Here is a 19920-nt window from a genome sequence, read left to right as displayed (position 1 = left end):
GCCGGCTGTATTGGGTCGTTTTCTTCCATCTCGCGACGGGCCGAAGACGACCCAAAGCCGACATAACTCCGTGCATTATCGTTTTTCCACAACAACCACATAATCGGAGAAGTCGACATCACCCACCCCGTCGCTACATTCCAACGTCATCGTGCCATCGGTCCCGTGGACGTGAATTCCAGCATTGCCAACCCATGCATTCATGCCAAAAGCGCTCTTCCAGACGTTCCAGATTTTTAGAACGTTTCCACCTTTAGAAAACACTTCTATCTCCAAAGCATCGGGACTGGTATCAGACCACAAAACTATTTCGGGACAGCCGTTGCCAGTCCAGATTTTTAGAACGTTTCCACCTTTAGAAAACACTTCTATCTCCAAAGCATCGGGACTGGTATCAGACCACAAAACTATTTCGGGACAGCCGTTGCCARAGCCTTCGACGACGATTTKCCCGCCCATCATCTTTAATGCCAATCCTTGCACTCGACCGTTCGTAGCGCCCAATCGACGAACTGAAAAGACGGTTCTGGGTTCTGTGATCTTGATCTCCATTATCGCAACGATAGTTTTTCCATTGAAACTTATGGGCTTCCCTTTGGTGCGCATAAATGTAGAGGAGAGTGTTTCTTCCATTTTTTGATCCCCGGAATCTCTCAGTTGCCTTGCCTCAGTTTGGCCTAGCGAGGTTAGCATCCCTATACCTTAAGGGACTATGAATGGCTGCTTTTGGCCGAGGCTGTGGAAAAACGTTTTTGAGCGCGACAGGTACTCAAAACCGAACCGAAAATCGCGTTTCTACGCAAAATCCACATCTGCTGACGTACCGATAAATTTCAGATTTGACGTAGACGCGGACACTTAAATTTTGGTGAAGCGTTTTTACACACTCTGGGCCATTAGCCGCCATTTACTAAAAGCCGCTTTCGACTCAAAGCTGGCAATGGCGATACCCCAGACTGATTCCGGCCCGATACGATAGAAGCATTTACAACACTTGGTCGTGCCCAGCCCCATTGTTCGGGAACCTTCTGGCCACTTAATAAGAACTAATGCTGATCGTCTGGAGGGACGGTAACGGGATGAAGAAAAGAGTTCCAGGCCTTGTATGCTTCATGATGCTTTTTGACTTCCTCATCCCAATCAGGCCCTGAAACTCTCTTCGAGACCACCATCATCATCATTTTGGTATTGGCGGCATCAAGCTCAACTAGTAGCTCGTGGCATCTAAATCTAAAATCATCTATGTCTTCCATATACTCACCTTGCGACAGGTCTAGCCGGATATACCGGGTCATGCCCATTTTCGTAATGACAAGTCCCCAAAGACAAAGGTTCATTGAGCAGCCGAGTTTCTATTCGGCATGTTTTGAACAGACTGCATCGCACAGCAGCTCCAACAACTCATTCGCCAGGACCGCCGCTTCTTGTCGATAGTCGGCGTTCCAGCGGCACGACCAGTTATCAGGCTTTCCCTCATCCTCCCATTGCGCCAATGCAAGCCCGTTGAGTATTTCCAGCTCGAACCAAACACGCTGCCAAGCGACGGCGTCCTGGACTGACGCCGTGTCTTGCCATAGGAATTCTGTTTGCACGACAAATGCCGACCATGCAAACAGATCCTCTGAGGCTCGCTCACCGATCATTCGGAAGTATTTTGCGCTAGCCAATCAACGATTCCTTGTAGTCGTTTACCTGTTTAGTAAACGTCTATCCCCGGATAGAGATCCGCGGGTGGACGATAATTGGGGTTCTCAAAGCGGCTGTTCTCGTAATGGGTTTTGGCCGTCGGTCCATCGCCGTTATAGGTCACCTGCGGGTTTGGCGTGAGATGCCAACCGCTTCCTTCCTTGTCGCGCTCGATCAGTGATGCGTATAACCTACAGTTGCCTGATGAGCCGGATGTCAGCCTGAACTGGTAATAGCGTCCGGCTTGGGGCGTGAACTTAGTCGAGACATAGCAGGAACGAGTGCGTGTCCCCTCCCAGAATAGATCCACTTGCGTTTCGATACCGGGTCGGATCTGCGTTTCGTAATAGTCCCATGTAAGGTCTTGCCCTGCCTTTGGCATGCCCACGTCCTGTGTGTGGGTGAACGGCAGGGGGCCGGTGCGAACGGCGCCGCCCGAACGTTTGCCGTTTTCGTATTGGTAAATTTCGGCGTGCTGCGTGTAGTCGACGATACGTACCCAGGCAGGGTTGGGCTCGTTTTCGGGCGCGGTAAAGTAGTTGGTATGGGGCAAAAACTGGCAGCCTGCGAACAACGGCAATGCAAGCAGGCAGAGCAGAGGGCGTATCGACATGAAGCCTTTCCTTTTGCGGAGTCAGGGTTACAGACAGCAAAAGAGGAGGCGCATTGCGTAAAGGCTGAAAATTTTGTGGCTGAATCGTCGCGGCGATATCGGTTTCAACCGGTCGCGACAGGCAGAAATCGGCCAAAAGCGGACAGTTACGCAGGGTTAGCAGCCCTTCCTAGAAACTTGAAAGCGTCTATGAAAATCGGGGCGATTCAATCAGTCATCCAGACCATTGGAAAAATCCTCCTAATGCTCACATATCAATAGCGGACTGGTACTTCGCTATTGCAGAAAAAATTTTTAAACGAGCTCGGTGCAATAGCACTCTTACGTTAGTCAGCGATATCCCAAGAAGCGTAGAAATTTCGTTTAGATCCAACCCAGAGCGCTCCCTCAATATCAATACGCTTCTCTGCAATTGCGGTAGAGTCTCGAGAGCAATGTTGATGCGAGCATATAGCTCGGATTCGCTCAGAAGCGCTTCAGGGCTATCTTCATGCGATACCACGGAAGGAGTGTAGAAATAATCACCTACGACTAAAACGCCTCCTCCCTCAATCAACGAGGTACATGGAATACAATTCGACTCACTTCGCCGAGCTTTATATCGGCACTTCGCCGTATTGGACGTGACGGCCATCATCCAGGTTCTTAAGCTAGATCGTCTTTGAAATTTGCCTATGCCTTTCACAATCGCTAGCCATGCCTCTTGCACTACGTCATCTGCATGGTGCCGCCCCACGATTCCATAAGCTATGGCCTTCATGGCTCCCTGATGCGTGCACACCAAATCACGATATGCGTCTTGTTCTCCGCGCAATAGGCGGTCCAAAAAATGAGCGTCATCCTTGGCGTTCATGGCAGTACCTAACTGTGGTCGTATCATGATCGTAGCTGTCCTTGGCAGAGATGACGGTTCGGATCATGAAATACCTAACCGCTCATCGCACTGCACCGCTTGCTAATCTCGAATACTCATCGCACTCGAGCCCTCAAGAGCACATACGGATCAACCCATTCACTAGATGCACAGCGAAGATAATTAAATGTGGAAGGAGTGAAGCGCCGCTGCTTGTCAAGACGCATGCGGCTGGCAGCTGCTTTTGGCCGATCTCTGCCTAAGCCCACCGTCAGCTTTGGGTCGTGTAGTGACGGTATCCCTCCCGCCGCCAGCATAGGCAGAAACCGGCCAAAAGCATCTGCTCATAGGTGTCTAAGAAACTAGGGACCATTCACTTCACCTTTCGACGACGCGCTTCAAGTTTTCAGCTTTGGGTCGATAGCCTTTTGAGTATCTCAACAATCATTGGAAAGCAGGAACGTCGTATGCGCGTCAGAAACCTCAATTTAGCTCCACGAGCTGCCCTGTTTTTCGCTTCAATCATCGTTCTTGTTTTTGTACTCGGCGTATTCGCAGTCCTGCAAATGGGCAAGCTTAGGGATGCCGAAAAAGACGTTGAACTCAATTGGATGGCCAGTATCCGACAAACGGCTTTGATGGACAAAGCGACACTTCGCCTGAGGCTCGAAACCCAGCGAGCCATTGCCGATCCTCAGTCCATTCAAAAGAACATTGAAAGCTTCGCCGGCTATCGCAAGGCGTTAACCGATGCGGTGGCAAACTATGATCCTCTGATAGCAAGTGATAAAGAGCGCTCGTTTTACACACCGGTAAAAAACAGCGCCGATGCATATTCCAAACAACTAGATATTCTCGAACCTTTGATGAGGCAAGGTGACGTCGCCACAGCGGTCAATCTAGTAAGTACAAGCATTCGCCCGCTCACGAATACAATGGAGCAGCAAATTAAAGACTTGACCAACTTTAATAACGAAGGCGCAGCGCAGGCAGGGCAAACCGCAACCGATCTCTATAGCAATGGTTTCTGGCTTGTTATCGGACTTATAACGGGCGTGGTTATTTTGACGGCAGGGTTGGCTTTTGTACTCACGAAAAGTATTACCTCTCCGATTAACGATGCCCTGTCTGTGGCAGAGCGTATCGCGGCTAGTGATCTCTCCAAAGAGGTATTGGTCAGCGGTACTGATGAGGCTGGGAGACTGTTGAAAGCTCTGGCGCAGATGCAGGCAAACCTGCGTGCCACAATTATGCAGATATCCGATTCTTCCACCCAGTTGGCCTCAGCTTCGGAGGAGATGACAGTGGTTACTGAAGAGTCAAGCCGGGGCCTTGTTTCCCAGAACGATGAAGTCAATCAGGCTGCAACAGCGGTCACAGAAATGAGTGCGGCAGTTGATGAGGTCGCTCGCAACGCGGAGTCAGCTTCCGAAGAGTCAAAGCGGACCCAGGGTTACACTGAGGTAGGTTTGGCGCGTGTGGCTCAGACGTTAAAGTCAATTCAAAAGCTGAACGGTAACGTCGAAAACACAAGCCAACAGATTCAAGGGTTGTCAGATCGTGCCCAAAGCATCACTAAAGTAGTCGAGGTGATTCGGGCAATTGCAGAGCAAACCAACCTGTTGGCGTTAAACGCCGCTATCGAGGCCGCGCGAGCTGGCGAGCAAGGTCGTGGATTTGCAGTGGTCGCTGATGAAGTAAGGGCATTAGCCCACCGCACCCAAGTGTCGACTCAGGAAATTGAGCAGATGATTGCTGCTATTCAGAGTGATTCTGACCTAGCCGTGAAGGCGATGAATACAAGCAGAGACCTGGCCACCGAATCTCTTGGTGTTGCCCAAGAGGCCAGTACCTCACTGGATCAAATATCAACGGGCATTATTCAAATTAACGAACGCAACCTAATGATCGCGACAGCCTCTGAAGAGCAATCTCACGTCGCTAGGGAAGTTGATCGAAACCTGGTCAGCATTCGTGAACTTGCAACACAGAGTGCTGCTGGAGCCGCCCAAACTGCGAGTGCCTGTGGTGAGATGTCAAAGCTAGCGGTTAACCTGAATCAGTTAGTTAACCGATTTGTCGTGTGACAAAGGCTTTTTGGGGGCGCTGATGGTTAGCTTCAGACTAGCCACTCAATGACAGGTTGAGTAGCCTAAATTGCTGCAATCGTCGCAACACCAGGCAACTCCTATAAACCGAACTTCCGCTTTTGGCCGATTGCTGCCCGTTGCGAAGGGCGGCAATCGGCCATTAGCGGACACTAAGGCCGTACGTGAAACCTGAGACGACTCATACAACGCCTTAGATCAGCCAAAGCAGAGAGTTTCTAGCACCCTAGATTAAACCCGTTGACTTGGCGGTATTGATTTCGACCCATGCAGCAAAGGCGTCAATGAATTTTTTCAAGAACTGAGTAGTTCCGTCGTCATTCAAATTTCCGCCTGGCCCCAGTAGCCTTGTCGCCCCACCGATATACGCTTCCGGCTGCTGCAAAAGTGGCATGTCCAGAAATACCATAGACTGACGTAAATGATGGTTAGCACCGAAGCCGCCGCTGGCACCGGGCGATACGCTTACGATAGCTGCGGGTTTGCCTGCCCACACAGACTCGCCGTAAGGGCGAGAACCAATATCAATGGCGTTCTTCAATACACCAGGAACTGACCTGTTGTATTCGGGAGTGAAAAACAGTACTCCATCTTTCGACGCCATATTTTGGCGAAAACGAGTCCAGGCTTCAGGGGCACTCTTACCGTTTTCTTCCAAGTCTTGGTTAAACAGATTCAGTTCATTGATCTCGACTATTTCTAATAAAAGGCTCGGTGGCGCAAGCGCGATTACTTCTTGAGCAAATAGGCGGTTCAACGACTCTTTGCGCAGGCTGCCGACAATGACGGCAATCTTTTTAGGCAACATGATGGGACCTTGATTTAAGTGGCTTTAAAGGGGGTAATCAATTTGAAAAGAACAAAAAAACGGACGTCGAACGGTGGCCGAACGATGAGGACTGCCCCACCGCCTGGTCATGTGGGTCTGCCCTATACTTTGGCGGCGCCGTTGACAACCAGGTGATGACCGGAAATCCAAGCTGCATCGTCACTTGCCAGGAAAAGCACGGCGCCTTCGACATCGGCGACAGAGCCCAAGCGCGCAAATGGCGACAACTGTGCCAATGCCTGATAGTCATTTTCCTGAAGGTTTGCGATGACACCGGCGTCACGTAGCGGCCCCGGTACCACACCGTTCACCGTGACGTTACGCTTGCCCATTTCCTGCGCGAGACATTCAACGTAAAGCCGGCCGGCGGCTTTGCTTCCGGCATACGCGGTGAAGCCTGCGTTCGGTACGATCGTCGTAGTGGACGAAATCACGATGATGCGTCCACCATCGGTAACATGGCGCGCACTTTCGCGAAGCGTATAGAAGGTGCCAAACACATTGGTTTTGGTGACAGCCTCGAACATCGCGTTATCGATTTCCGTGATCGGTGTGTCGATAAGCTCCCGCCCGGCATTGGCCACGACAATATCGATGCGCCCAAATCGAGCCAGCACTGCTGCGAATATGGCTTTGACAGCGTCCGGGTCGCTGATGTCTCCCCCGATGGCCATTGCTTGAGCGCCCTCAGCAACGAGAGCCTCGACATTTCGGTCGGCTGCGGCAGCGTCAGTGTTGTACGTCAACGCAACGGAAGCCCCCTCTCTGGCAAAACGACGTGCCAGGGATAATCCGAGCCCGCGCGATGCGCCGGTAATCAGTACAACTTTGTTGGTCATTCGCATGATCAGATTCCGTTGATGCTGCGTTCTGTAGAGGTTGCGTTGCCCTGCCACTGGACAAGTTCCTGCTCGACTTTGGCCATTTTTGCACGCATTCCGCCCATCGCATCGGCACCCAAGGCCGCGTGTACGGGTGGATGATCCGCCTCCATCAGGTTGATAATCGCCAAAGCCCCTTTTCCTGGAACATTCGGCTGCTTACCTTGCAGACCACCTATAGCTACACGGAACTTACCGACGGGTGTGCCTTCATAGTCATCGATTTTTTGCTCGACGTAAGCCAGTGAGCGACCCGCAAATTGGGTCTCGAATACACCGATGGTCAACACAGTCGTGGCGATGTTAAAGGGTGCAAGTTCACCTGCCAGTGCTTCCCCCAGGATGTCAGTAGCGCCCTTAGCGGCCGAGTACACGCCCATGCCCGGGTAGCCAATGAAGCCACCGATTGCGGAGAATTGAATGATGTGCCCGCTGCGCTGCTTGCGCATCGCAGGGGTTACAGCGCGAATGATGTTCAGGCCGCCAAAGAAATTCAGATCGAATACACGCCGCGCTTCTCGATCCGTCATTTCTTCAACTGCACCCACTGTGCCAGCACCCGCACAGTTGGCGACAATGTCGATACGTCCAAAGTGATCCAGCACCTGGGCCACACCCGTTTTGACCGCCACATCGTCTGTCACGTCTACCAAAACGCCCATGCCCTGCGCAGCATGTTTACCGTTATAGAAATCCACTTCTTCTTGCTTGCGAAAGGTGGCTGCGACTAGCGCACCTTTTTCCAGCAGTTGATGCACTAACTCGCGCCCCAATCCCGATGAGGCACCAGTAACGAGGACGACTTTGCCATTTATTGATTTCATTCTCTGCTCCGGGGTTTGGCTATTCACCGGATGTTAGGTATTGGGCCTCCCCCCAACAAGCCGGTTTGGCCAGATTCAACTTCCCGCTCATTGGACGCTCCTTCCCAGCGAAACATTGCCAAATAACCACATAGTTCTAGACGGTACCCTTGGAACTCTTCAAGATTAAAAATTGCCTTCCTATGATTGGGCCATACGTGAATCGGCTGGACCTGAACGATCTGTTTATTTTTGTCAATGTGGTCGATCGCGGTGGGTTTACTGCCGCAGTTGCAAGTACCGGTATGCCCAAGTCAACGCTTAGCCACCGCATGCAACAATTGGAGGGCGAATTAGGTGTGCGTTTGCTCAGCCGAACGTCGCGTCGCTTCGGTATGACCGAGGCAGGAGAAGAGTTTTACCAGCACGCGCTGGCCGCGCTGCGAGAAGCGGAGATGGCAGAAATGTCAGTGCGTCAGCGGTTGTTGGAGCCCGTCGGGACCATCCGGTGTACCGCTGGAGTCGCGACCATGAATTTCGCCATGGCGGGCATGATCGCTGAATTCCTTCGTGTCTATCCCAAGATCAATATGGTCGCTCATGCAGCCGATCGAACCATCGATATTGTTGGCGAAAATTACGACGTCGCCATCCGGGCGCATGAGGCTCCATTGCCGGACTCCGATCTTGTCCAGCGCATGCTCGGGGTCGCTCCCTGGTTTCTGTTCGCCGGATCAAGCTATCTGGCCGAACATGGCGCACCGGCCACGCCAGCGGAGCTAAGCAGCCACGCCTCGATTTTCTTTGCGCGAGCTAATGCCCCCATGAACTGGCGGTTGCGCCATGTCACTTTATCGATCGAAGAAATTGCTGTGCCCATCATGCCGCGGCTGCAAAGCGAGGACATGCTCAGCCTGCAACATGCAGCTATCAGCGGGCTTGGGATTGTGGCCCTGCCGAGTTACATCGCGCGGGCGGCCGTTGCGCGTGGTGAGCTTCATCGAGTTCTGCCCGAATGGATAGCTGGCGATGCCAGGATCACTGCACTGGTACCTTCCCGCAAAGGATTACTGCCGTCAGTACGTGTTTTCTTGGATCACTTGGCTTCGGAGTTTCCCAAGATCCTCTAGCTGTAAAGCCATCCTTAATACGCTGGGCAAATCGTTGCAGCGGCTTCTCCGTGAATACAGCACATTTTTTTACCGAATACAGCAACTACGGCGGCACTACCGAGCGGGTAGGCGCCGAAGATAGGGGGAGTTCTCGACGTCCATTCCACCGGACACAGATTCCAGAAACCCCGTCTTGCTGGGTCAGGTACGCGTTCCTACCATGGTTTCTTGCCTCTCATCCTCGACGGCACTAACGATACCTGATCTGGAATCTATGACTTTGACAATCACACGACGCGGCGCGATAGCTTTGGGAGCACAGGCAGTGCTGGTTGCAATGACGGCAGGCGCTGCTACGTTTGCCTCTAGTGCAACGCGCAGCTCCAGTAAAACTAAAGAGACCCCTCGGACTGGCAAGCAGTTTGACGTGGTGATCGTCGGTGGTGGATCTGCCGGTGCCGTCCTTGCAGCACGTCTCAGTGCCGACCCGCTGCGCAGTGTGCTGCTGCTCGACGCAGGTCCCGACTTTGCGCCCGACCGGTATCCAGCAGTGCTGACGAACGCCGACCTAGTTGCCGCCTCTCCCGAATACGACTGGCATTACCATAGTGACGACTCAGCTCGGATAGGTCACGACATAGCCATCCCACGCGGCCGAGTGATCGGTGGTAGCTCCGCGGTCAATGCTGCTGTGGCGATGCGTGCGCGTCCTGCCGACTTTGCGCGCTGGGCCGGACGCGGAATCGAAGGTTGGGCTTGGCCGGAAGTGCTGTCCGCCTACCGAGCGATGGAAAACACGCCAACTGGCGAAGATGCATGGCATGGCCGTACCGGCCCATTTCCAGTGCGTCAGCGCACTGCTGCGCAGAATACTATCTCAATGCGTGCTTTCGTGGCGGCTGCCGAGTCAGTTGGACTGCCGCTCGTGGATGACTTCAACGGCGCGCGCCAGCACGGCGTAGGTCCCTACCCGTTGAATGTCATCAACGGCACCCGAATCAATACCGGCATGGCTTACCTGAGTGCAGACGTGCGGGCTCGCGCCAACCTCACTATCCGCGGCCACGCTGAAGCCGACCGCGTCCTGATAGAACGAGAACGCGCCATAGGTGTATTGCTAGTAGACGGCGAGATAGTTCCAGCCGGCGAAGTAATCTTGTCGGCCGGTGCCATAGGCAGCCCCGCTATCCTGCTACGCTCCGGTATCGGCCCACAAGGCCATCTTCGCGAGATGGGAATCGCCACCGTCGCTGATCTACCGGTAGGTGAACGGTTGCAAGAACATCCGTTTTTCTTCAACGTCTACGCGCTGAAGACCTCCGCAATTGCTATGACCCCAGCCGGCGGCGCCATCGCCTGGACTCGTTCGCAACACGCCGCACCGGACGATCTGGACTTACATATCTCCGGTACACACCTGATCGACCCAAAGGCAAGCCCTACCGGCGGTGCGATAGTGCTGGCATGCGCCGTCACATTACCTAAATCCAACGGTAGCGTACGCTTGACCAGCCGTGACCCCCGAGTTGCGCCGAACATTCGGTACAACTTTTTTGAACAGGAAAATGACTTGGATCGCATGGTCGAAGCTGTAGAACTGTCTCGCAAGATTGGCCGCAGTGCACCGTTTGCTGACTTGGTTGACCATGAAATGACACCGGGTAGCAGCGTACTTGAAGGCAAGGCTTTGCGACAAAACATCGTAAACAATGTCGCCGGCTATCAGCACCCCACGTCGAGCGTGCCGATGGGCGCGGACGGTGACAAGGCCGCCGTAGTCAACAATTGGGGCGCGGTGCGAGGTATCGCGGCACTGCGTGTTGTGGATGCCTCTATCATCCCGGATATCCCATCGGTGGCGACAAATCTTACTACTATCATGCTAGCCGAACGCATTGGTGCCCACCTGACTCGATAATTTCCCCGAACGCAGCGTAAAACTGGAGCATCAATGATTGGATCGCTAAAGCCGAACTCTGCAATAAGAACCATAATCTGAAATTGAATAAAATATACGGAGACCGTTGAGCAAACGCCGTCAATAGACGATAAATTGCAAATTAGAAGTTTGGCCGAAACAGCGCCGCAACTGCGGCGCGAGCCAAGAATGGTTTATTTTTATGTCGGACATATCTAGTGCTTATAAAAAAGAGCCAAACTACAGAAAGACTATTTATAATTACCCTAAGTATCACACATATAACTATAACCATTAAATAAGATAAATAAAGCCAGGAAGTTAATGCCTTACATTAAGAGAATTGAAATCTTAGAGAACTATAGAGAAGAGAATAATTTCCCCTTCTATTTGCCTTCAATTCAATCAATTAGCAAAATCGAGCTTCATCCCGTGATAAATTTTTTCGTTGGAGAAAACGGTAGCGGTAAGTCAACCCTCTTAGAGGCTATTGCAGTTTCATGTGGCTTTAATCATGAGGGAGGCAGTAAGAATTTCAAGTTTTCTTCCAGCGATGAAAAATCCCTACTGTCCAAGGCATTGCGCTTGTCACGCACAGCAAAGCGACCTCGAGATGGCTATTTTTATCGCGCAGAAAGTTTTTATAATGTAATTACAGAGATGAATAAGTTGGATTGCGGACCTGGCGGGCCAGCTATTAAGGACTCATACGGGGGAAACGATCTTCATACGAGGTCTCATGGGGAGGCTTTTATGGATATGATTTTACATCGATTCGGAGGAAACGGATTGTATTTACTAGACGAGCCTGAATCTGCGCTATCTCCCCAACGCCAATTATCTCTGCTGGTACGTATAGCGGAACTCGCAAAACAAAATTCGCAGTTCATAATTGCAACTCACTCACCAATTTTAATTGCTTACCCGGGCGCCAGAATTTGGGAGTTTACCAATAGTGGACTGGTAGAGAAGGAATATTCAGAAACTGAAAACTACCTAATTATGAAAAGTTACTTTGCTAACCCTGAAAGCTTTATGAGCAAACTATTTGATGAGAAGCATGATTTTTAGTTAGTTCAGGCACTGAAGAGCATCGATGGCTAGAGCGTTTATCAAGATCGCTGGCGCAAAAAAATGAATTGTTGCCGATCGCGGCTTAATAAGTACGACGGCATTATTGCCTTGTTTAGCGTAGATCGAGATGCCGCCGATTTTGAGGAGAATGGCCACTTCTTGCCGAAAGCGGTAGCCTGGTACGGCAGGTTTCGGCTAGAAGCGCACTCGACAGTTAGCCGCTGATGTCTATACGCTGATCGATCTGGTGAAAGCACACCACTAAAAGGAGCAGTCATGTTGGTAGTTGCCGTTGATCGAGATAGCGTTCATGCGGGAGATGATCTGGAAAGTCATGCAATATCGATCACATTCGATCAATCAGCAACACTGCGCACCTTGATCGAAGTGATACAAGATATGGACTACCTACCTCGTATCAGTGGAGGCAAGGCCACTTGGGTTGTTTATTCATCTGGCAAACCATTAGGTGTTTTAGCCCAGCAATGGCCAGAACCTAAATTGGTCGTGCGCCCCGAGAGCATCGTGGATCAATATTTCGGAAATATCGAGCCTCGCCTACTTTTCAGATATTGGTGTCAGGCAGATCCAGATGAGGTCTTTTCGGATGCCCAGGCCGGAAATGAACTGCCATCACGATTTTAGGATGGGCAGGAGGCATTGCTTTAAATCAATGCGAGATTACTGCTGTGGGTCGAGAGCCGCCTCCCGTGAACGACTGCTTTTGGCCGATTTCTGCCTTTCGTCACCGCTAACTATGGGTTGGTTGTTACAAGTCAGAATGGCTTTAATTGCAAAACCCCGACCGGGTGCAGAGTTTTTTGGGCAGTTGAGGGTTTCAAAACGTAACCTCAGCGCGGTCGAGCAGTGTTTTTCGACGCCAGCGTTCAAACCATAGATAAACCACCGGCGTAGTGTACAGCGTCAGAATCTGTGACACCGCCAGGCCACCGGCAATTGCGATGCCCAATGGCTGGCGCAACTCGGAGCCGGCACCGTGCCCGAACGCCAGCGGCAAGGCACCCAGCAAGGCAGACAGTGAGGTCATCAGAATCGGCCGCAAGCGCAACAGGTAACCTTCGCGCACCGCATCTCGGGGCGACAGGCCCTGCTGCTGGGCCTGCAACGTGAAGTCGACGATCATGATCGCGTTCTTTTTGACGATACCAATCAGCAAAATCATGCCGATCATCCCCAGCACCGATAGATCCTGACCACAGAGCATCAATACCAGCAGTGCCCCGAAACCAGCTGACGGCAAGGTAGATATGATGGTTAACGGGTGAATAGCATTCTCGTACAGCACACCCAATACGATGTAAACCGTGAGGATCGCCTCGAGAATCAGCCAGGGTTGTGACTTTAATGAATCCTGGAAGGCCTGAGCGGCGCCCTGGAAACTACCCAGCACGGTATCGGGCATTGCGACGGCCAGGGACGCCTGATTGATCGCCGTGACCGCTTCACTCAGGGCATGGCCGGGCGCGAGGTCGAACGACAGGGTAATGGCCGGGAACACGCCCTGATGGTTGATGATGATCGGCACTTATTCGGTCTTGACGCTGGCCAGCAGGCTCAGTGGCACCATGGCGCCGGAACTTGCGCGGACAAACAAATGTTCAAGAGTGGCGGCGGATGTTTACCAGCTCGGGTCGAGTTCAAGGAACACGTGGTTCTGATCAAGCTGGGTAAAAATTATCGCAATCTGTCGCTGACCGAAGGCGTCGTAAAGCACGTCGTCGATGGCCTGCACCTTTACGCCCAGCCGTGGGACGGTGGATTACCAGGGTCGATTGGGCGATGGCCTGTTGCTGCTTCGTAAGCGTCCGCCAAACACACCTTGCGCAATTGGCCGGGCGCCCATCTAACCGTCTCGATACCTTTATTCTCGCTTTACTTCAGTTGCTTCTCAAAACGAATGTCACCTTCCGGTAGGTTCTTCACGGGCTGCCAGCCAAGGCTTCTATAGAATCCGCTCGCACGGCTTGCTTCAGCGGTTTCTAACCATATCTTCTGATGGCGTTGAAATAGAAAAGACTCTGCTTTGTGCATCAGATTGCGCCCCAACCCGTACCCTTCGAATTCCGGCAAGACGAAGACCGCGAATACGCAACCATCTTCAATATCGACCATCGAAAAACCGACTGGAACGCCACTGACCTCCGCGACCCAAGCGCACGGATTCTCTGAAATTGCCTGACTTATAGCTTCAGGCGTTATGCCTATCTCCGTTAACTGATCTTGAGATAAGTGATTTTCCCGAACACTGGTTCGAATCTTAAAAATCGCATCGATATCGGCAAGTTTGGCAAGCCGGATTACTGCGTCCATGGCATCTTCCTTTTTTCCATCCGTGTGATGAAAGCATCCTTACATATCTGGGCTATCAAGGGTGGCTCCAATCGTGTGGCAACAACTCCCCAATCTCACTTGCCCGCTGTGTCGGCAGTTTCCGAACGACCACGGACCTGCCACATTCGGGTTGCTCATCCAGTATCCGGAGGCGCACTGAATACCAGCCACTGCCACCCAGATCCATGTCATAAATCGCCACTCGCGATCGCTCGCACACCCAGTGCAAATGGGGGCAAAAATGGGGGCATGATTCTATTTTTTCTGGCTGTAAATACCGCTTTAGAGCCTAGTAAAAATGTTTTTTGGCTATCCTGGGAGTCTTTAGGCCTCGTCGGGCTGGCTGTTCATCTGATCATTTTTGCCCCTCCACAAACCATGGAGCTCCATTCACTTCCAGTGGATTGCTACATTGGGGGCACATCTGAGGGCATGCTTTGGTGTTCGATACCGTTGGCAATGGGTATGCCGAGCGTTCGTTGTCGGTGCTCAAGCCGAACGGCATCGTAGTGACGTCAATGGGCCTCAGTCATGCTCACATGCCCGCGTTGGCGGCTGCTTCCGGATTGCGCTTTTCTAGCGTTGCGGTAGAGCCAGATGGAGCGGGTCTGCAACAGTTGGCGGCGTGGGTGGGGTCCGGCCAATTGACGCCACACGTTAGCCACGAATTGCCACTTAGCGAAGGCGCACAGGCGCATGCGCTGGTGGAGCAAGGAAGCACATCGGGCAAGGTCGTGCTGAGGGTCACACCATGAGCGCGCCATCCAACCCGTCGCTAACTCCCCCCGTGGTTAAACCAGTTAGCGACCGACGCGACCATGATTTCGTCAGTACTCGAACGTACGGTCGTAGGGAGGGATGCGATCATCAAAGTCATACAGGCCGCTGGCGCGCTGTATGAGACTCACTCGGTTACCTTCAGTGCCAGCTTCGGGAATCGGGAACTGTTCGAATATGAGGCGCAGGCGTTCGGCAACGTCGCCGTGCACGGTGTGGTGACACTGACACGAGGCTTGGAAGGAGAAATCGTCGCCGTTGGCGTTCACCACGGTCCGTTGAGCGCGGTAAACAAACTTTCTTCAGCTTTTAAAGAGCGTTTGGGCACAGAACTGGGCGCTGAATATTTCCCGTACTGAGCATCGGTTGTTTTGGCTGTAGCGCCTTTTCCACTTCAAAAAGCAACCGGCGACTTTGGTTGCGTGAGGCACTGGACCGAAAAGTCGGCCTATCGAGAGGCGATGAGCCTTAGGCAACAACTGCGTGCGAGGGCTTCTGGAGCTTGTGTCATTTGAGATCCCGTAATCACTGCGAATTCCATAAGTGAAGCTCAAGTTCGGCGAGAAAGTCAGAGTAGCTGCAAAAAAAAACTCACTTAATCTGAAAGATTAGCCGTAACTGATTGATATGCCGTCGGGCAAAATCTCATAATGAGTGATTACCCACGCCTGCACACGGTCTGTTGTCTGTTGCCCCATGCGTAAACTTCTAGCGTTCACCGTCTCCATGGCCCTGGTTGCCGCCGTCGCCGCGTATCTGGTCTGGACCCAGGAGCGCCCTGTGGCGCATTACCTGTCGGACCTGCGTATCACCCTGGCCGTCAACGAAGGCGAGCCCGCCGACCGTGGCAACCTGTTGGGCATCCAGCCCGAGCTGTTCCCGGCCGATTACCAGAGCCTGGAACGCCTGCACCTGAAACTCTCGGCCTACCTGCAAAAGGCCCGCGACCAAGGTTTGATCAACCCCAAGACCGTCGTCGTGCTGCCGGAACATATCGGCACCTGGCTGATGCTCAGCGGCGAAAAGAATGAGCTGTACCAGGCCACTCACCTCAAGGACGCGATGAATTGGCTGTCGGCCAGCAACCCGTTGCAGTTTGCCCGCGCCTGGATCAGTGCCAAAGGCGATAACCGCATGGACGACGCTTACCTGCGCATGAAGGCACCGGCCATGGCCCGCGACTATCAAGTGCTGTTCGGCGGCCTGGCCAAAGAATTCGGCGTGACCCTGGTGGCCGGCTCCATCGCGCTGCCCAACCCCAGTGTCAGCCAGGGCCAACTGCACATCGGCCATGGCGCCCTGTACAACGCCAGTGTGGTGTTTGCGGCGGATGGCCTGCCCATCGGCGACCCACAGCGCCAGCTGTACCCCATTTACGATGAGCGCGGGTTTATCGCACCGGGTGACGAAAATATCGTCAGCGTGGTCGACACGCCGGCCGGCCGCCTGGGCATCCTGATCGGCAGCGACAGCTGGTACCCGGACAACTACCGCAAGCTTAACGAGCAAGGTGCGCAACTGGTGGCCGTGCCGGCCTTCGTCACCGGCCGCGATACCTGGGACCGCCCATGGCGCGGCTTTAAAAGCGTGTCCACGCCGCCCGAAATCAGCCTCAAGCCCGAAGAACTCAGCGAAGGCGAAGCCTGGCGCCGCCTCACCCTGATCAGCCAACAGCCGATCAGTCAGGCCAGCGCCGGCATGAGTGTGTTTCTGCGTGGGCAGTTCTGGGACCTGGGCACCGCCGGGCACAGCTTCCTCAGCAATGAAGGGCACGTCACCGCGGGCAATGACGCCCGTGGCGCGCGCCTGCTGAATATCTGGCTGTAACGCCGTGAAGCCGGTGCGCCTTGGGGATTTGTCGGTGGGCTTTGTGCAGTCCCTGGCCGACGCCGTGCAAAGCCATGGCCTGGACCCGCAACCGCTGCTGCTGCAATACGGCCTGGACCCGGCACGGCTTGCCGAAGCCGGAGCACGCCTGTCGATCCCGCGCTACATGCGCCTGGGCCATGCCGCCATCCAACTGACCGGCGACCCCGGCCTGGGCTTGCGCATGGGTCAATTGAGCCGTCTGAGCCAGGCGGGATTGGCCGGCGTTACCGCCGCACAGGCGCCCAACGTGCGCGAAGCGGCGCGGGCACTGACGCGGTTTGAAGCGCTGTACGGCTCCAACTATCGCGGGCAGTCGAGCTTTCACGAGGACGCCGAAGGCGCCTGGCTGCGCTTCTATTCCATCAGCCCCTACAACGCCTACAACCGCTTTGTGGTGGACTCGATCATCGCCGGCTGGTTGCAGCAATTGTCGAGCCTGGCCCAACAACCGGTGCAGGCGCAGCGCATCGACATCGAGTTTGAAGCCCCGGAGTACAGCGAACAGTACAGCGTGCTGGGTGATAGCCCCGTGCATTTCGGTGCCGACGCCAACCAGCTGCGCCTCAACCAGCCAACCTTGGGCCTGCGTAACCCGCAGCATTGCCCCAGCACCTGGCAGTTACTGTTGAAATTATGTGAACAGGAGTTGGAGCAACTCACCCGCACCCGCAGCCTGCGCGAGCGCATTACAAGGTTGCTCGGGCCGATGCTCAATGGCGGCCGGGAACCCGACCTGGAAGAAGTGGCGGCACGCCTGAAGCTGCCAACCTGGACACTGCGGCGCAAACTGGCCGACGAAGGCACGCAGTTTCGCGCAATTCTCAACGATACCCGCCGCGATCTGGCCATGACCTACATTCGCGACACGGAACTGGCGTTCGGCGAGATCGCCTACTTGCTCGGTTTTGCCTCAGCCCAAGCCTTTCAGCGGGCCTTCAGGCGGTGGAACAACCAGACCCCAGGGGAATTTCGCCGCAGTCAGCGGCATTCCGCCTGAAGTCGGTGTTACAGCTCGGTGGCGTCATCGGCCGGATCCAGCGGATCCAGTTCAAACGCGTGGTACTCCAGCAGTTCTTCCTGGTATTCGTCCATGGTGGACTCCTTCTTGGTTAAAAGCGGTTGCAAATAAATGACCTGCACACCCAGCCTAAAGTGCCGTGATGACGAAAAAATGTCGGCGCCATGACGTTCCTGCACTTCAAGATAAAACGTAGCAGGGTTGGATCGATTTAGCACTGCGAGATCGAGGCGCGATTGCAATCATTGCAATTGCAATCACATGCCATTTTCCATTAGGGTAGGAACCTCTGTCGCCAGGAGCCTCGCCCCATGCCTGTCTCAACCGCTCAAGCCGCGCAGCGCTGTATCGATGCGCTGAGCAGTGCCGCGCCGCCTCCCGGCTCGCCGCTGTACACGGTCATGAACATGGCCAATACCCTGGAATTCAGCCGACAGGCCTGGGTGATTCGTGGCCAGTCACGCAGCCGCCGTGTGGGCAACTGGCCCAGTTGGTTTGCGCGCAATACCGGCGAAAAACCCATGCTGTACCTGCACCGTGCAGCATCGTCGGCGCAGTTATGTGGGCTGTCGCAGGCTGCCACGCAGCGCGGCATCCTCTGCAACGACGTCGAGAACCAGCCCTCTGCCTGGCCCAGGGGCGCGCAACCGTCGCTACCGTTGTGGCTGGCGACCAACCCGCACTGCACACCGTATGACCCGGCGTCCGGCGAAGAAGCACGGGCGATTGTGCTGGCCGGGATTCACGCGCTGTATGTCGACGGCAAGCCGGGGTTTTATTACCTCGCGCTGCATGATCAACAGCGCGCAGCGAAGCTGGATAAGCAGGATCGTGAAGACGCGCTCAAGGGTATGTACCCGTTCCAGCGTACTCACACGGGAGAGGTGCGCTTGCTGGGCGCGGGCCGAGCGCTCGAGGACGTGACCCACGCGGCGCAATTGCTCGAACAGGACTGGGGAGTGACGGCGCAGGTATGGAGTTGCCCAAGCTACACGCGGCTGGCCCGTGAAGCAGCGGCGGCCGAGCGTTGGAATCGCCTGCACCCGATGGCTGCCAGGCAAAGCTGCCATCTGCATGAGTGCCTGGCCGGGAGCAGCGCGCCGGTAATTGCCGTGACCGGTTATCCGCAGGTGATTGTCGATCAGTTGGCGGCGTATGTGCAGGCGCGGTTTGTCGGGTTGGGGGCGGGGTCGGTGCAGGCGTCTGCGCCCAGTCGGTATTGGATTGTGGTGTGTGCGCTGCGGGCGTTGGCCGATGAAGGCCGTATTGGTGTTGAGCATGTCGAAGCGGCGATGCGTCGGTATCCACTGTGATAGCTGGCAATACGATCAAAATGTGGGAGCGGGCTTGCTCGCGAATGCGGTGGGTCAGTCAGCCTCTATGTGTCTGACAGATCGCATTCGCGAGCAAGCCCGCTCCCACATTGGACCTTCATCGCCTAGTAGATCTTGCGTCGGCTTCGGGTTTGCACGCCCGCCTCCACCGCCAACCCCGCCGTGCGCTCCAAGGTATCGGCAAACAGCTGGCGTTGCTCAGGCTCGATTTGCGACAGGAACAGCTCATCCACCGTGCTTTCGTAGATTTTCCACATCTTTTTACGCAACACCCGGCCAGCGTCGGTGATCGAGGCAAACGCTGCGCGGCCGTCGCCGTCGGAGCGTGAACGCACTACCAGGCCGTCCTTTTCCAGGCGGTCTACCAGGCGTGTGAGGTTGTAGCGCTCAATCGCCAGCACATCGGCCAGCTCGTGCATGCGCCGTGTGCCGTCGGGGCCGCTTTCCAGGCCCCATAACGCGTCATACCAGGCGTAGGGCGGCAGATCTGCTGCAGCCAGGCGGCGTTCGATTTCGCGGATGACCGTCCTGTGGGCCCTGACAAAACGGAACCATACATCTGGCTCTTTCGACGACATGCAACACCATCCGGGGAATTTCAAGAAGGTTGCAATAGTAGCTCATCCCGCGCTAGATTCAGTCATGTAGTTGCAATTGCAATTACATTCGCGCAACTCCCACAAGGAGCCCGCT

The 19920-nt window shown here is 54.3% G+C and carries 22 protein-coding genes; 11 read left to right on the top strand and 11 right to left on the bottom strand.

All coding sequences use genetic code 11. From position 1 onward, the window contains the following. Nucleotides 1-75 precede the first annotated feature (75 nt). The 5 genes from ASE80_RS25880 to ASE80_RS25860 all read right to left on the bottom strand — a co-directional run bounded on the left by ASE80_RS25880 (nucleotide 76) and on the right by ASE80_RS25860 (nucleotide 3152). Nucleotides 76-633, bottom strand: a complete 558-nt coding sequence (locus tag ASE80_RS25880) for a hypothetical protein (protein ID WP_082463683.1) — start codon at nucleotides 631-633, stop codon at nucleotides 76-78. Nucleotides 634-1046: 413 nt separating this feature from the next. After that, on the bottom strand, nucleotides 1047-1253 hold the full coding sequence (locus tag ASE80_RS25875) for a hypothetical protein (protein WP_032883549.1): 207 nt from the start codon (nucleotides 1251-1253) through the stop codon (nucleotides 1047-1049). A gap of 99 nt (nucleotides 1254-1352) precedes the next feature. Beyond that, nucleotides 1353-1667 carry a hypothetical protein gene (locus tag ASE80_RS25870; RefSeq protein WP_015371109.1) on the bottom strand — a complete coding sequence of 105 codons (315 nt, stop codon included), beginning with the start codon at nucleotides 1665-1667 and terminating at the stop codon, nucleotides 1353-1355. Nucleotides 1668-1696: 29 nt separating this feature from the next. Then, entirely contained in the window at nucleotides 1697-2299 is a 603-nt protein-coding gene (locus ASE80_RS25865; RefSeq protein WP_015371108.1) for a hypothetical protein, read from the bottom strand. A 247-nt stretch (nucleotides 2300-2546) separates the two neighbouring features. Next, entirely contained in the window at nucleotides 2547-3152 is a 606-nt protein-coding gene (locus ASE80_RS25860) for an RNA polymerase sigma factor (protein ID WP_056861435.1), read from the bottom strand. A gap of 467 nt (nucleotides 3153-3619) precedes the next feature. Here ASE80_RS25860 and ASE80_RS25855 point away from each other — a divergent pair, with 467 nt between their 5' ends. Then, on the top strand, nucleotides 3620-5239 hold the full coding sequence (locus tag ASE80_RS25855; RefSeq protein WP_056861413.1) for a methyl-accepting chemotaxis protein: 1620 nt from the start codon (nucleotides 3620-3622) through the stop codon (nucleotides 5237-5239). A 247-nt stretch (nucleotides 5240-5486) separates the two neighbouring features. On the opposite strand, the gene ASE80_RS25850 is transcribed toward ASE80_RS25855, so the two are convergent. From ASE80_RS25850 to ASE80_RS25840, 3 genes are all read right to left on the bottom strand, one after another. Beyond that, complete coding sequence (locus ASE80_RS25850) at nucleotides 5487-6068, bottom strand: NADPH-dependent FMN reductase (protein ID WP_177336541.1); 582 nt, start codon at nucleotides 6066-6068, stop codon at nucleotides 5487-5489. A 122-nt stretch (nucleotides 6069-6190) separates the two neighbouring features. After that, entirely contained in the window at nucleotides 6191-6934 is a 744-nt protein-coding gene (locus tag ASE80_RS25845; protein WP_056861412.1) for an SDR family NAD(P)-dependent oxidoreductase, read from the bottom strand. A gap of 2 nt (nucleotides 6935-6936) precedes the next feature. Beyond that, nucleotides 6937-7794, bottom strand: coding sequence for an SDR family NAD(P)-dependent oxidoreductase (locus ASE80_RS25840; RefSeq protein WP_056861411.1), 858 nt, complete (start codon nucleotides 7792-7794; stop codon nucleotides 6937-6939). Between the two features lie 149 nt (nucleotides 7795-7943). On the opposite strand from ASE80_RS25840, the gene ASE80_RS25835 reads away from it, so the two are divergent. From ASE80_RS25835 to ASE80_RS30490, 4 genes are all read left to right on the top strand, one after another. Beyond that, nucleotides 7944-8903: a LysR substrate-binding domain-containing protein gene (locus ASE80_RS25835; RefSeq protein WP_236708868.1), complete on the top strand. Its 960-nt coding sequence runs from the start codon at nucleotides 7944-7946 to the stop codon at nucleotides 8901-8903. A gap of 256 nt (nucleotides 8904-9159) precedes the next feature. Continuing rightward, nucleotides 9160-10803 (top strand): GMC family oxidoreductase, encoded by a 1644-nt coding sequence (locus ASE80_RS25830; RefSeq protein WP_056861409.1) that lies wholly within the window; start codon nucleotides 9160-9162, stop codon nucleotides 10801-10803. A gap of 324 nt (nucleotides 10804-11127) precedes the next feature. Further along, nucleotides 11128-11874, top strand: a complete 747-nt coding sequence (locus tag ASE80_RS25825) for an AAA family ATPase (RefSeq protein ID WP_056861408.1) — start codon at nucleotides 11128-11130, stop codon at nucleotides 11872-11874. A gap of 279 nt (nucleotides 11875-12153) precedes the next feature. Further along, a complete protein-coding gene (locus ASE80_RS30490; protein WP_082463679.1) occupies nucleotides 12154-12522 on the top strand; it encodes a hypothetical protein in 369 nt (122 codons plus the stop codon). A gap of 193 nt (nucleotides 12523-12715) precedes the next feature. Here ASE80_RS30490 and ASE80_RS25820 read toward each other — a convergent pair whose 3' ends face one another. Further along, the gene (locus ASE80_RS25820) at nucleotides 12716-13423 is read right to left on the bottom strand and encodes an efflux RND transporter permease subunit (RefSeq protein ID WP_056861407.1); all 708 of its coding nucleotides are present in this window, start codon (nucleotides 13421-13423) and stop codon (nucleotides 12716-12718) included. Between ASE80_RS25820 and ASE80_RS31975 the strand changes: the two genes are divergently transcribed. After that, complete coding sequence (locus ASE80_RS31975) at nucleotides 13403-13699, top strand: hypothetical protein (RefSeq protein ID WP_256577107.1); 297 nt, start codon at nucleotides 13403-13405, stop codon at nucleotides 13697-13699. The two genes, ASE80_RS25820 and ASE80_RS31975, sit on opposite strands and share 21 nt — an antisense overlap. A gap of 71 nt (nucleotides 13700-13770) precedes the next feature. Here the strand turns inward: ASE80_RS31975 and ASE80_RS25815 are convergent, their stop codons facing one another. Further along, nucleotides 13771-14208: a GNAT family N-acetyltransferase gene (locus tag ASE80_RS25815; protein WP_056861406.1), complete on the bottom strand. Its 438-nt coding sequence runs from the start codon at nucleotides 14206-14208 to the stop codon at nucleotides 13771-13773. 461 nt (nucleotides 14209-14669) lie between these two features. Between ASE80_RS25815 and ASE80_RS30485 the strand changes: the two genes are divergently transcribed. From ASE80_RS30485 to ASE80_RS25795, 5 genes are all read left to right on the top strand, one after another. Continuing rightward, nucleotides 14670-14984 carry a zinc-binding dehydrogenase gene (locus ASE80_RS30485; protein WP_236708867.1) on the top strand — a complete coding sequence of 105 codons (315 nt, stop codon included), beginning with the start codon at nucleotides 14670-14672 and terminating at the stop codon, nucleotides 14982-14984. A 63-nt stretch (nucleotides 14985-15047) separates the two neighbouring features. After that, a complete protein-coding gene (locus ASE80_RS25810) occupies nucleotides 15048-15365 on the top strand; it encodes a hypothetical protein (protein WP_056861405.1) in 318 nt (105 codons plus the stop codon). A 337-nt stretch (nucleotides 15366-15702) separates the two neighbouring features. Continuing rightward, nucleotides 15703-16833, top strand: a complete 1131-nt coding sequence (locus tag ASE80_RS25805) for a carbon-nitrogen hydrolase family protein (protein WP_056861404.1) — start codon at nucleotides 15703-15705, stop codon at nucleotides 16831-16833. A 4-nt stretch (nucleotides 16834-16837) separates the two neighbouring features. Continuing rightward, a complete protein-coding gene (locus ASE80_RS25800; protein ID WP_056861403.1) occupies nucleotides 16838-17872 on the top strand; it encodes an AraC family transcriptional regulator in 1035 nt (344 codons plus the stop codon). Between the two features lie 332 nt (nucleotides 17873-18204). Beyond that, a complete protein-coding gene (locus tag ASE80_RS25795) occupies nucleotides 18205-19206 on the top strand; it encodes a transketolase-like TK C-terminal-containing protein (RefSeq protein ID WP_056861402.1) in 1002 nt (333 codons plus the stop codon). 125 nt (nucleotides 19207-19331) lie between these two features. On the opposite strand, the gene ASE80_RS25790 is transcribed toward ASE80_RS25795, so the two are convergent. Beyond that, the gene (locus ASE80_RS25790; protein ID WP_056861401.1) at nucleotides 19332-19805 is read right to left on the bottom strand and encodes a MarR family winged helix-turn-helix transcriptional regulator; all 474 of its coding nucleotides are present in this window, start codon (nucleotides 19803-19805) and stop codon (nucleotides 19332-19334) included. Between the last annotated feature and the right edge of the window lie 115 nt (nucleotides 19806-19920).

This window comes from Pseudomonas sp. Leaf15 (genome assembly GCF_001421425.1).
Classification (GTDB): Bacteria; Pseudomonadota; Gammaproteobacteria; order Pseudomonadales; family Pseudomonadaceae; genus Aquipseudomonas; species Aquipseudomonas salomonii.
The sequence above is the reverse complement of the archived record's forward strand: the minus strand, read 5'-3'. Positions and strand labels throughout refer to the sequence as shown.